This is a genomic window from Listeria monocytogenes ATCC 19117 (genome assembly GCF_000307025.1).
GTDB lineage: Bacteria > Bacillota > Bacilli > Lactobacillales > Listeriaceae > Listeria > Listeria monocytogenes_B.
Genome location: NC_018584.1, coordinates 867,741 through 880,915 on the forward strand (window position 1 = coordinate 867,741; position 13,175 = coordinate 880,915).

Annotated in this window: 9 protein-coding genes; 6 read left to right on the forward strand and 3 right to left on the reverse strand. The window is 36.8% G+C overall.

The features are described 5' to 3' along the window. Positions 1-112: 112 nt before the first annotated feature. The gene (locus tag LMOATCC19117_RS04295) at positions 113-1,747 is read left to right on the forward strand and encodes a Na/Pi cotransporter family protein (protein ID WP_003727137.1); all 1,635 of its coding nucleotides are present in this window, start codon (positions 113-115) and stop codon (positions 1,745-1,747) included. Between the two features lie 152 nt (positions 1,748-1,899). Further along, a complete protein-coding gene (gene nifJ, locus LMOATCC19117_RS04300; RefSeq protein ID WP_003734275.1) occupies positions 1,900-5,547 on the forward strand; it encodes a pyruvate:ferredoxin (flavodoxin) oxidoreductase in 3,648 nt (1,215 codons plus the stop codon). A 249-nt stretch (positions 5,548-5,796) separates the two neighbouring features. Here the strand turns inward: nifJ and LMOATCC19117_RS04305 are convergent, their stop codons facing one another. Further along, entirely contained in the window at positions 5,797-7,758 is a 1,962-nt protein-coding gene (locus LMOATCC19117_RS04305; protein ID WP_003740500.1) for a fructose-1,6-bisphosphatase, read from the reverse strand. 114 nt (positions 7,759-7,872) lie between these two features. Continuing rightward, positions 7,873-8,784: an AEC family transporter gene (locus LMOATCC19117_RS04310; protein WP_003724763.1), complete on the reverse strand. Its 912-nt coding sequence runs from the start codon at positions 8,782-8,784 to the stop codon at positions 7,873-7,875. A 655-nt stretch (positions 8,785-9,439) separates the two neighbouring features. Here LMOATCC19117_RS04310 and LMOATCC19117_RS04315 point away from each other — a divergent pair. The 4 genes from LMOATCC19117_RS04315 to LMOATCC19117_RS04330 all read left to right on the forward strand — a co-directional run bounded on the left by LMOATCC19117_RS04315 (position 9,440) and on the right by LMOATCC19117_RS04330 (position 12,651). Then, positions 9,440-9,724, forward strand: coding sequence for a transposase (locus LMOATCC19117_RS04315; RefSeq protein WP_003731459.1), 285 nt, complete (start codon positions 9,440-9,442; stop codon positions 9,722-9,724). A gap of 191 nt (positions 9,725-9,915) precedes the next feature. Then, positions 9,916-10,806, forward strand: a complete 891-nt coding sequence (locus LMOATCC19117_RS04320) for an Rgg/GadR/MutR family transcriptional regulator (protein ID WP_003724765.1) — start codon at positions 9,916-9,918, stop codon at positions 10,804-10,806. Between the two features lie 134 nt (positions 10,807-10,940). Further along, on the forward strand, positions 10,941-11,654 hold the full coding sequence (locus tag LMOATCC19117_RS04325) for a diguanylate phosphodiesterase (RefSeq protein ID WP_072217663.1): 714 nt from the start codon (positions 10,941-10,943) through the stop codon (positions 11,652-11,654). After that, positions 11,647-12,651 carry a MucBP domain-containing protein gene (locus tag LMOATCC19117_RS04330; protein ID WP_003743756.1) on the forward strand — a complete coding sequence of 335 codons (1,005 nt, stop codon included), beginning with the start codon at positions 11,647-11,649 and terminating at the stop codon, positions 12,649-12,651. The genes LMOATCC19117_RS04325 and LMOATCC19117_RS04330 overlap by 8 nt, the downstream gene beginning before the upstream one ends. Positions 12,652-12,693: 42 nt before the next feature. Here the strand turns inward: LMOATCC19117_RS04330 and psiE are convergent, their stop codons facing one another. Beyond that, positions 12,694-13,107 (reverse strand): phosphate-starvation-inducible protein PsiE, encoded by a 414-nt coding sequence (psiE, locus tag LMOATCC19117_RS04335; protein ID WP_003721401.1) that lies wholly within the window; start codon positions 13,105-13,107, stop codon positions 12,694-12,696. Between the last annotated feature and the right edge of the window lie 68 nt (positions 13,108-13,175).

Genomic DNA, 13,175 nt, shown 5'->3' on the forward strand with positions numbered 1-13,175 from the left:
TTGCTTGGACTTCACTTTACAAAATAAAAAAAAGGTATTTACGTTACTTTTACTTTCTTTTATGATGAAAAAAGAGTGAAATTACAAGATTACAAACAAAAAGGAGATATTCATGGGAGACATAAATATTCAGCAGATGATTTTTCAATTTATCGGAGGACTTGGAATTTTTCTTTTCGGTATAAAATACATGGGAGACGGACTGCAAATGGCAGCCGGCGACAGACTTCGTGATATTTTAGATAAGTACACAACGAATCCTTTTATGGGAGTACTTGCCGGGATTTTAGTAACCGTATTAATTCAAAGTAGCTCAGGTACAACTGTTTTGACGGTCGGATTAGTAAGTGCTGGATTTATGACGTTAAAACAAGCAATTGGTGTTATCATGGGAGCAAACATCGGTACAACCGTTACCGCCTTTATTATTGGTATTAAGCTATCCGAATACGCTTTACCAATAATTGCTGCTGGTGCAGTACTTTTATTCTTCTTTAAAAATCACAAAGTCAAAAATATTGGCCAAGTATTCTTTGGATTTGGTGCCTTATTTTATGGACTAGATTTGATGGGGCAAGGGATGAAACCTCTTGCTGGAATGGAATCTTTCCATGAATTAACTGCTCAAATGAGTACGAATCCATTCTTAGGTTTGTTAATCGGAACGATCTTCACGGCAGTTGTACAATCATCGAGTGCGACCATCGGGATTTTACAAGAATTATACGGACAAGGTGCGATTGATCTTCAAGCGGCTTTGCCAGTCCTATTCGGGGATAACATTGGAACGACGATTACAGCTGTTCTTGCAGCAATTGGTGCGAGTGTTGCAGCGAAACGTGCAGCAGCTACACATGTTATCTTTAATTTAATCGGTGCAATCATTTTTATGCTGATACTACCGCTATTCACTTCTCTGGTTACCTACCTACAAGGACTGTTTGGACTAAACCCAGAAATGACGATTGCGGTTGCGCACGGGACGTTTAATATTACGAATACCTTTATTCAATTCTGGTTTATCGGCGCATTTGCATGGCTTGTTACGAAGCTTATTCCTGGCGACGACTCGCGAATTGACTATAAAACCAAACATTTGGATACGAATTTAATTGACCAATCTCCTGGTATCGCTCTTGAAATGGCACGGGAGGAAACGCTTCGTATGGCAGATTACGCGAAATTCGGGTTGCAAGAAGCGAGACAATACCTTGTGAACCGGGAATCGAAGCACGCGGAGTCAACTATTCAAGTGGAAGAAGCCGTAAATAATTTAGACCGAAAAATCACCGAGTACTTAACGAAAATTTCTTCTGTCGCCCTAACGAACAACGAGACAGAAGAACATGCGCTAATGCTTGATACCGTTCGTGATATTGAACGCGTCGGTGATCACATGGAAAACATCGTAGAAAACATCGATCAACTGATTAAGAATAAAGCAAAAATGTCTGAAGAAGCTTCTGATCAACTCATCGAAATGTTTGAGCTAACAACCGCGAATTTCGAACGTGCAGTGAAATCCATGCATAAAAAAGATCGCGCACTCGCAGAAGAAACTATTTTAGTAGAAAAAGATATTGATAAAGCAGAGCGCAGATTACGTAAAAACCATATTCGCCGCTTAAACGAAGGCAAATGCCAAGTCGTTAGCGGAATTCTATACATTGATATCGTCAGTGATTTAGAACGAATTGGTGACCATGCGAACAACATTGCTGAATCTGTTTTGGAATTAAACGAATAATTCTAAAGGGAACTAGACTATTTGACGTCTGGTTTCTTTTTTTGTTAAAAATCTACACTTTTACTAGTCCTTGTGAAGCATTGAGTATAAGCGGATAGTGGTGTAAAATAAGAATGATTATAAAACTAGAATGACTGGAAGTGTTGAGTCTTATGCGAAATAGAAAAACAATGGATGGAAACACGGCAGCAGCTTATATTTCTTATGCTTTTACTGAAGTTGCAGCAATCTATCCGATTACCCCTTCCTCCACCATGGCTGAACTTGTGGACGAATGGTCATCAAAGAACAAGAAAAATTTATTCAATGAACCTGTAAAAGTAGTAGAAATGCAATCAGAAGCAGGAGCAGCAGGAACAGTTCACGGATCACTTCAAGCTGGTGCGCTAACTAGCACATACACGGCGAGCCAAGGTTTACTTTTAATGATTCCTAATATGTACAAAATTGCCGGTGAACTATTGCCAACTGTTTTCCATGTTTCCGCAAGAACAATTTCAGCAGCCTCGCTAAATATTTTTGGCGACCATAGTGATGTGATGGCAGCACGTCAAACAGGATTTGCGATGCTTGCAGAAGGTTCCGTTCAAGAAGTAATGGACTTATCCGCGGTTGCTCATCTGGCTTCACTAAAAGGAAGTTTGCCATTTTTAAATTTCTTTGACGGCTTCCGCACAAGTCATGAATTACAAAAAGTCGAAGTACTCGAATATGACGAATTAGAAAATTTGCTCGACAAAGAGGCATTACAACAATTTAGAAATCGCGCAATGACACCAAATAATCCTAAAACTTTAGGTTCGAATCAAAATCCAGATATCTTTTTCCAACAAAGAGAAACGGTGAACCGCTATTACGAGGAAATCCCTAACATGGTTCAAAATTATATGAAAGAAATCAATCAGCTTCGTGGCACGGATTATGACTTAGTTAATTATTATGGAGCAGAAGACGCAACAGATGTCATTGTGGCGATGGGCTCAGTAACGCCAGTCATTGAGCAAGTTATTGATTACTTAACAACGGAAGGCAAGAAAGTGGGATTACTCAATATTCGCTTATATCGTCCATTCCCAGCAGAAAACTTTTTAGCAAAACTACCGAAAACAGTAGAACGTGTGGCTGTTTTAGACCGGACGAAAGAACCCGGATCAGGCGGAGAACCACTTTTACTCGACGTGCAAAGTGTGCTTTATGATAGTGAAACTCGTCCACTAGTTATTGGCGGTAGATATGGCTTAGGTTCAAAAGATGTTACACCAGACCAGATTCTCGGTGTTTATTCGCACCTAACGACAGAAAAACCAAAACCGCGCTTTACAATTGGAATTACAGATGATATTACGAATCTATCTATCGAAAATGCTGGACCAAGTGATCTCACTTCAGAAAAAACTTTCCAATGCAAATTCTGGGGTTTTGGCTCGGATGGTACTGTTGGCGCGAATAAAGCCGCAATCAAAATTATTGGTGATAACACCGATTTATACGCCCAAGGTTACTTTTCCTATGATTCGAAAAAATCGGGCGGGCTAACTGTTTCGCATTTGCGCTTTGGTGAAAAACGAATTCGCTCAGCCTATCTAATCCAACAAGCGGATTTTGTCTCATGCTCTACCTCGGCCTATTTACGTTCCTATGATTTATTAAAAGGTTTAAAACCAGGCGGAACATTCTTGCTCAATACCATTTGGGAAGGCGAACAGTTAGAACGCCATTTGCCAGCCGCAATGCGCGAATATATTGCGAAAAATAATATTCAATTTTATACATTAAATGCAATGAGAATTGCAGGAGAAGCGGGACTTGGTAGAAGAATTAATACCGTTATGCAAACGGCCTTTTTCCGAGTGACCGACATTTTACCGTTTGAAAAAGCACTTGCTGATTTAAAAGAATCGGCTATCGCTACTTATGGGAAAAAAGATATGGCGGTTGCGGAGAAAAATATTCTCGCGATGGACCAAACTGTTGCTAATTTGCATAAAGTAGAAGTTCCTGCAAGCTGGGCAAATCCAGTTGTAACAGCAGAAACAAATGCAACGACTGAAAAACCAGCTTACGTACAAAATATCCTTGAGCCAGTGAATCGCTTAGAAGGCGACAACTTGACTGTTGGTGATTTAATTTCGAATGGTATGGTCAGTGGGGCTTATCCTCCGGGGACTGCAGCTTACGAAAAACGCGGAATTGCACTCGAAGTTCCTGAATGGATTTCTGAAAACTGTACGATGTGTAATGAATGCGCCTTTGTTTGTCCGCATGCTGCCATTCGTCCGATTTTAACAGATGAAGAAGAAATGGAATCTGCTCCAGAAGGCTTTATGACAAGAGAAATGCGCGGCAAAGATGGCCTTCGTTACCGTATCCAAGTTTCCCCAATGGACTGCACTGGTTGTAACTTATGTGCGGAAACGTGTCCGGCGAAAGATAAAGCGCTTGTAATGAAACCATTTGAAGAAGTCGCAGCTAAAGAAAATCCGAATTGGTCATTTGCGATTAATGTGAAACCGAAGAAAAACCCTGGGAAGAAAAATACTGTACCTGGAAGCCAATTTGAACAACCGTTATTGGAGTTCTCTGGTGCTTGTGCAGGTTGCGGTGAAACTCCTTATGTTAAATTATTAACGCAAATGTTTGGCGACCGGATGATGATTGCTAATGCAACTGGTTGTTCCTCTATTTGGGGCGCATCTGCACCGGCAACGCCTTATACTGTCAATGATAAAGGACATGGACCGGCGTGGGGCAATTCCCTTTTAGAAGATAACGCAGAATATGGTTATGGTATGTATTTAGCAAACCAAACCATGCGAAAAGCTTTAAATAATAAAGTGACAAAAGCACTCAGAGAAGAAGCCATGTCAGAAACGTTACGCGAGGCGCTTATTGACTGGCAAACACAAATGGACGTTTCAGAAGATACACGCGAACGGGCAGAAGCATTACAACTTGCGCTTCTTAGTGAGATGGAAGGCAATGAGGCACTCGAATCCATCTATAATGACCGAGAATTATTTATTAAACGATCGCAGTGGATGCTTGGAGGCGACGGTTGGGCTTATGATATTGGCTTCGGCGGAATTGACCATGTCTTAGCATCAGGCGAAGATGTAAATATTTTCGTAATGGATAATGAAGTATATTCAAATACTGGTGGACAATCATCGAAAGCCACACCAACCGCAGCAATTGCCAAATTTGCTTCAGGTGGGAAATCTGTCGGTAAAAAAGACCTTGGTATTATGGCGATGAGTTACGGAAATATCTATGTGGCGCAAATTGCGATGGGGGCGAACAAACGTCAAACCTTAAAAGCTATTGAAGAAGCAGAGGCATATCCGGGGCCATCTCTAATTATTGCTTATACGCCGTGTATTAATCACGGTATTTCAAGCGGTATGAAAACGATGCTAAGTGAAACGCAAAAAGCAGTAGAATGTGGCTACTGGAGCTTGTACCGTTATAATCCGGCACTAGAAGAAAAAGGAAAAAATCCAATGACAATGGATTATAAAAAAGTCGATTTCGATCAATTCGAAGACTTCCTAAAACGCGAAACACGATACTCAGCGCTTTACAAAGCAAATCCAGATGTTGCAACAAAACTATCCGAGAAAACCCGTTTAGATGCAGAAAAACGCTTTAAACGCTATGCGACGATGGCTGGGCTTGATTTAGAGAAAATATGGAAGAAAAAAGAAGCAACTGAAGATGTGAAAGCGCCCGTTGATGATGAGCGAGCAGCAAGGAAAGCAGCACGTGAAGCAAGAAGATTAGCGCGGGAGCAAGGTAAATAAAAAAAGTAGGCCTAGCTGATGCTAGGCCTACTTTTTTGCTTTTGATCTGTGGGAATCAGAAGCGATGTGGGAATGAATAGATATTCTCTTATGAGAGTTATAAAGAAATAACTACTATTTAAATATAACTTTTTTTCTCAGAAGATGCACTAGAAAAATGAAGAGATAAGTTTTCATATAAGTGTTAGTTGTTGCAGCCCAAGCTTTTTGGGACTTGTGAAAGTTTTATGACAATTAAAAACCTATTAGTTAACGGTTTTCATGAAGCAAGCCATTACGATAGGCATCTAGTAACAATTTTAAATCTTCTGCCTGCTCACTAAGTTTAGCCCCAATATCGGTATCCCTTACACGTTTACGGTTAATTTCCATTTCAATAACTTGACGCGTGGAAAGAATATCCGTTTCATTTTTGATAGCATCCTCTTTTGTAGTAAATGGCTGATGACTCACTAATTGTAAACCGTAACTATTAAAAAGTAGTGTATAACCCGCTAAGTTCGTTTCTTTATGATAGGCCTTTGCGAACCCGCCATCGATGACGAGCATTTTACCATTCGCTTTAATCGGACTTTCACCTTTTCCTTCTTTGACTGGCGTATGGCCGTTAATGATATGCCCACATTCACCATCAAGCCCAAATTCTTCTAAAATTTGTTTGCAAATTAATTCGTTATTACGCAATTTGTAGTAAGGATTTTTTTCTTCTGTGTGTGTTTCTTTTTCTGCAACAAAATAACGTTCAAATGTAGTCATTTCACTTTTTCCAAATAGCGAAGAAATGGCACCAGTCCACAAATACCAAACGATATCACACGCATATTTCTTTTCTTTAGTTCCAGTTGGACGTACGTATGCTTCGCGGGTAAGTATTTCAAACTGCTCTAAAAGCGAACGACCAGCATATTTTTCGCCACGTAATTTCATTTCCATAAAAGTCCCATCTTCGTGGAGTGGAATGCAGCCATGGTAGAGTAAATTACCATTATAAGTTAAAAACATGCTGCCTTTTGAATATAGAAATTGTACATGTTTTTGCAATCGACGACAGTTTTTAAAAGCGGCAGTAATTTTCCCAATAAGTTCTCTCTCCGCGTCAGTGAGTTCATAAGGTTTTTCTGGATTAATCGTTGGAAAATGACTGTCTAACAACAGGTATTCTTTTCCCTTTAGATGAATTGTGCCTTTTTTATAATCGATAAATTGAAGTAAAAGTCGGTGATCCATATCAAATTCTTTGCGTCGATTTATAATTTCACCTTCCAATTTAAACTGAATAATCGAGATAGCCTTATGCATCCTAGCAATTTGCGTGATTTCTGCATTACTATAGTTAATATTTTCTTCGTTTTTGGGCTGGAAGTAAGTACAAGGATCGTCTTTGTACACTTCGTCGGCAAAAAGGGCCAGGGGGCGAAGAGAAATACCGTAACTATCTTCTAAAATATCTAAATTTAAATAACGGGCAGAAATCCGAATAACATTAGCCGCACAAACCCTAGAACCACTAGCCGCGCCCATCCATAAAATATCGTGATTACCCCACTGGAAATCGAGCGAATGGTAATTCATTAATGTATCCATGATTTTATCTGGATAAGGACCACGATCATAGACATCACCAACAATGTGCAAATGATCGACGACCAATTGTTGAATAAGTAACGAGAGAGCACTAATAAATTCTTCTGCACGACCAAGTGAAATAATATGTTGTAAAATTTCTTCATAATAAAGCTTTTTGTCGTCTTCATTGTAGTTTTCATGAAGTAACTCTTCTAATATGTAGGCAAAATCTTCGGGCATGGCTTTTCTCACTTTAGAACGTGTGTATTTTGAAGCAACGTACTGGCAGAGTTCAATCAAACGAAAAAGTGTGGTGCGATACCAAGCCTGCAAATCTTCTGTTTCACTAGCAAGCAAATCCATCTTTTCTTCTGGATAATAAATCAGTGTACTAAGTGAATTAATCTCTGCATCATCTAGCTCCGCGCCAAAAATATCACGAATTTTCCGTTTTACAACACCAGAACCATTACGAAGCACTTGTTCAAAAGCACTATATTCACCGTGAACATCACTTAAAAAATGTTCCGTTCCTTTTGGAAGGTTCATAATTGCTTCGAGATTAATGATTTCCGTAGCTGTCTTGGCAATAGTAGGATATTCTTTTGCTAACAAGCGTAAATATTTCATATCAATAGTTTTCACCAGTCCAGTACCTCCTTTTTCAATTGGTATAGCTATTATATTTCTTAAATGTAAGCAAGGCAAACGTTTTGTTTTATAATTGGTCTATACAAAAAAGACGAGCTAGAGCCCGCCTTAGAAAACTGGATGAAGAAAATAGAGCACAATGGGTAAGGTAATAATACTTAAAACTGTACTAATAAATGTGGCACTAGAAACTAAATCTGGTTTTGTATCAAATTGTACAGCCATTAAAGTAGTATTCGCTGCAGTTGGCATAGCTGCAAGTAAAATCATAATTTGTTTTGTCATTTCGTCAACAGGGAGAATCAACGTTAAACCAAACGCAATGATTGGAGCAATGAGTAATTTGAGTACTAATGCAATGCCTACTTTTGTAAGTTCGATTCGTCTAAACGAAATAACTGCCAACTGCATTCCAAGGACAATCATAATTGTTGGAATAGCAGCGTCGCCAACAAGTTTTACGCAAGTCATTAAAGCGGATGGAAGTGAAACATGAAGTAATTGAAGCGTAAGCCCGAGTAAAGCCCCGTAAGCAATCGGCATCCGAACAACCCGTTTCATGACCGTTTTCATTCCATTTGCATCTTTACTTCCTTTTGCGGCAAAATAAATCCCAATGGTACTCATAGCTAGTTGCTGCAACACCATTAATACAACAGCAATATCAAGCCCAACAGCCCCAAAAACAAGCAAGACAACAGGTGTTCCATAATTTCCATTATTCATAAAAGCACTAGCCAAAATGAGCGCGCAACGATCTTGCAAGTTATAACCAAGCAAAAAACTAATTAAACTGACAAGCAAAATCAAACTCAGACAAAGCGCAAAAATGTAAATCGCCAAATATGCATAATCTATCGTTAGCGCATTGGTATAAAAAGTATTAAATGCAAGAAACGGTGACATTAAGTAAAGCGTGAGTTTAGATAAGTTAGGAATATCAAATTTTAAAGTCTTTTGTCCAATAAACCCAATAGCGAAGATCCCAAAAACTGGAAGTAAAATAAGTAGAAATTCCATGGCGCCCCTCTTTTCTATGTATATTGTAGCTTATTGTACCATAAAATGAAGTTTCAGTTAGACACTTTTACATGTTACCAGTTTAGTATTTATCTTAATCTAACAGTTATTTTAGAAAATTAAATTTCAAGCTGGAGCGCCATTATAAAATGTATAATGAAAACGATAAAATTAGTTAGTGATGGTAGGTTCACGGGAATTAATTAGTTTTATTCATTTGAAATGAGCAAAGTTTTGTCACAAATTAGCCACTTTTAAGAAAAAAACACATTTTAAAAGTGCTTTTTAGAGTAGTAAACATGGTGCTTTGTCTTATATAATTTAGATATCGAGTTGGAAATATAGAGATAACATCAAGGAAATCCTATATATTAGCATCTATATTTACTAAAATTTAAAGGGAGGGACAATAAATTGTAAAAGAATTTGCTAAGCGATTCAAAAGAAAAATTATTATATAAAATGAAAAAAAGAAAGAGTTACTAAGTTATATCGGAATCACGGGATGTATTAAAAGTAATCTGCACCTTGAAAATGGCGGAATAGTCCATTTGCTGGAAAATAAAGCCAGCAGTGAACTTTGAAATCAAACAGTATTTAACAGTTATCTGAGACATTACTAAACTCTGAAAAACGCACAGGAAAGGAACTGTTCATGCCTAAAAAATTATATAATGAAAAATTCAAAAAAAGTCTAGTCTATTTGTATCACCAAGGAACACCAAAGTATACGCTATGTAATGATTTTGGTGTCTCAATAGCATCTCTTACAAGATGGATTAAATTTTATAACACAGAAAATATAGATTTAAACGAAGCTACCAATATTTTACAAATGTATGAATTAAAAAAACAAAAATCGGTACTAGAGGCAGAAATTTCTGCTTTATCAGAAGCTATCACGATTTTTAACATGGAGACGAGTAGTGTCGAAAATTAAGTGAAATCCACTCATATATTACTATGGGTGGATTTTTTTATGTGGTAATACCCGTAAGTGACATTTTTGTAAGTTTCATTTTTAGAGTAAAAGCGTTAAACTACTAAAGCGAATATTGGGGATTACAAGATTAATATTGTACATACAAGATAACCTTATTTTCTGAAACTGATATATAGGAGACGATATCAATGGTTGCGTATGGTGAGTTAATTCGCGAAGTACGACTTTCAAAAGGATTGACGCAAAAAGAAGTTTATACAGGGGTAATTTCAAAATCATATGCAATAGGTTTTGAAAAAGGAAAACATGATATTACATTAGTACTATTTGAAGAAATTTTAGAACGAGTAATGCTAAGTTCGGATGAATTTTTCTTTATGAATAGAGGTTATTCTTTAGCGGAGGAAGACAATTTTTGGTACAAATTTGCAAATGCAGCTAATCAAAAAAGTTTGGCAGACTTACAAGAATTATACCAAGAAGTGTTGCAGCAAACAGGAGATAGAGCCAATCTAAGAAAAGCAATTGTCCACTCAAGAATGGAAATTAATGAACAATTTCTATTAAATAATCGATTTGACGTTAGTATTGTTTCTGAGAAAGATAAAGCAGTTATCCAAACGTATTTGTGGAAAGTCCAATCATGGACACTAGAAGAAATTCGGATTTTCGCTAATTCAGTGGACTATTTTGAAGAAGATGTACAAATTTATTTTTTTCAATTGGTCTTGAAGTCACTCGAAAAATATAAACATTACGATCGTGGCAAAAAAGTATTTTCCACGCTTCTATCCAATATAATTGAAGAACTAATTACCCGTAATCAATTAGAATATGCCGCGCAATTATTAGAAATACTGCACGAACTGTCTTCTACGCATGACTGTGCTTTTTACCGGATTATGCATAATTACTATCAAGGCTTAATCTGGATGAAAAATGACCAGGTCGAACAAGGCTTAAAAGAGTCTAAAAGTGCCATTCGAATTTTAGATGTACTGGATTACAAATCCCTTGCACAACTTTATAATACATTACTTCAACAGTTTTTAGAAAAAGAGAATATCCAAATAGTTTAAAGTAAAGCAGGTACCCGTAATAGGGTATCTTTTTTTGGTCTTATATATAAGACCAAATGAGTTTTATGGCACATATGTTGTATTATTTGGAATGTACTAATTTTCACATGCTTTTTTGGAAAGGAGAGATTTTTATATTAAATCAAAAATATCAATTACTACTTCAAAATGAGTATGATACTAAAAGTGGTGATTTAGTCAAAAAAGAAATAGTTGCTATTAAAAAAACTAAAAATCTCTTGGAAGATCTAACTACGCATTTGTTATGTGTTACAAATCAAACAGAGTATGGAAAATTTATCAATTGGTATGAAATGGAAGTTAAAAAAGTTCTACAAGTTTATCCCAATCAGCACTTTATTGTTAAAATTTCCTTTCAACAATTATATTTTCGGGAAACAATGCTGTTGCTTGAGAATTTGCAGAAAGATAGCCGGCGAATAACGATTGAACTAGTTGGGGATAGTCAGATTAGCCCTAATTCAAAGGAACATTTTTCCGCAGAAGACAGTGACGCTTTTTTGAAAGGGAAGTTGAAAATGTTGAGAAAGTGGCATTATTTTATTTCAAAGCATATTGAAAGTGGTGCCATCGAACAAACGCTGATTTTTACGCCCTATATTGATGAATTGAAATATAGTTTAACGCAAAAGTCGAAGCTCTTAAACAATATTACAGAATTAAAGTTTTTTCTATCATTTTGGAAAAACTGGGCCGAACTTCGATTTGTTGATTTTTTAGTTTTAGTAGATGAAAAAAACGAATTTGTATCGTATGTACTTTTACCAGATGAATTAAATGTACGTTGCAAAATGTATGAGAACTTTGGAGGAATGGTCAGTGAGTAAAAATGTAAAAAAAATAGTGATAACAATCTTAGCATTAATAATGACAGTAGGATTGGCGAGTGGGTTTATCTCACCTATAAAAGCAAGTGCAGCCACAAATAATTTCACGGTTAAAGTGGAATATGTTGATGCAGACGGAGCCGAGATTGCTCCTTCAGATACATTAACTGATTATCATTATGTATCTACACCAAAAGATATTCCTGGCTATAAATTAAGAGAAATACCTCATAATGCGACAGGCAATATCACAGATACTGGGATTATCGTGCGTTACATATATGATAAAATAATCGATGTAAGCTACGTAGATGAAACTGGCAAAGACTTATTACCAGTAGTAGAAATCATCGATAGCGAAGCAGCTATTTTAGAGACAATACCTGACTATACATTTGTAAGAAAAGACATTAGCATAGATGGCTTGCATATCATTTTTCGCTATAAAAAGAATATTTCTACCATTCCAGAGTTCGGGAAACCGAATCAAGTCACTGTAAATTATCTGGATGAAAACAATACTTCAATTGCCCCGTCATTATATTTGAGCGGACTTTTCAACGAAGCATACAATGTTCCGATGAAAAAAATTAAAGGTTATACTTTATTAAAATACGATTCGGAAATTCTTGGCGTTTTTACCGAATCACCACAAACAATCAACATCATTTATCAAAAAAAAGCGCCTGAGCAAGCACCAAGCATGGAACCATTACCTGATACAGCTGTTCCAGAAAATCCGCCAGTAGAAAAAGCAAAAATAAAGAAATCAAAAATAGAAACCACAGAAAAGCGAACTATATCAAAAGCAAAAATCGAACCAAAAGCATTGAAATTAACCAAAGTTGAACAAAAAAAACAAGAGACGAAAGATCGCTTGCCAAAAACAGGTGATAGCTCGGTAAATTTATTAATTACGTGCCTCGGAATTATTGCCATATCGTGTGGCGTTTACTTACTCGTACAACAAAGCCAGAAGCGTTGTCGTAAAGAATAGAAAATAAAAACAAGCAATCCGAAAATAGGATTGCTTGTTTTTTTACCCTTCTCGTTTAAGCATCTTTGTATTAGCTAAAAACAGTGCAGCGACGAGTAAAAGAATCGCGCCTGAAAGTATTAGCGTCGAAGTTGCGCTAGAGTGGTCGACAATAATAAATCGAATAATCGCTGTGATACCAATATAAATGAAATAGCGCAGCGGGAAATGAAAATGAGATTCGAAATATTTAACAATCAGCGCAATAAATTCAAAGTAAAGGAAAAACGTCAAAATATCTTGTGTCATATAATAGTAAGAAACGTCTGTATCTAAAAAGAAAATATTATTGAAAATCGTAAATGCCTCTCTAATTAAAAAAGCAACAAGGGTAAAACCGACCATAATAAGCGCCAGATTTAGGGTGATTCGTAGCAGGATGGGAACAATAGAAGAAATTTTTTCTAATCGTTTCATCAGTTGCCTCCTTTCCAAAAACGATATCGCTTTTTTAGTTATTTTACACTATAATGGGAACCATGACT

Excerpts from the sequence above, each read along its gene's own strand:
- nifJ (WP_003734275.1), top strand. The coding sequence starts at position 1,900 with ATGCGAAATAGAAAAACAATGGATGGAAACACGGCAGCAGCTTATATT.
- LMOATCC19117_RS04315 (WP_003731459.1), top strand. The coding sequence starts at position 9,440 with ATGCCTAAAAAATTATATAATGAAAAATTCAAAAAAAGTCTAGTCTAT.
- psiE (WP_003721401.1), bottom strand. The coding sequence starts at position 13,107 with ATGAAACGATTAGAAAAAATTTCTTCTATTGTTCCCATCCTGCTACGA.
- LMOATCC19117_RS04295 (WP_003727137.1), top strand. The coding sequence starts at position 113 with ATGGGAGACATAAATATTCAGCAGATGATTTTTCAATTTATCGGAGGA.
- LMOATCC19117_RS04310 (WP_003724763.1), bottom strand. The coding sequence starts at position 8,784 with ATGGAATTTCTACTTATTTTACTTCCAGTTTTTGGGATCTTCGCTATT.
- LMOATCC19117_RS04320 (WP_003724765.1), top strand. The coding sequence starts at position 9,916 with ATGGTTGCGTATGGTGAGTTAATTCGCGAAGTACGACTTTCAAAAGGA.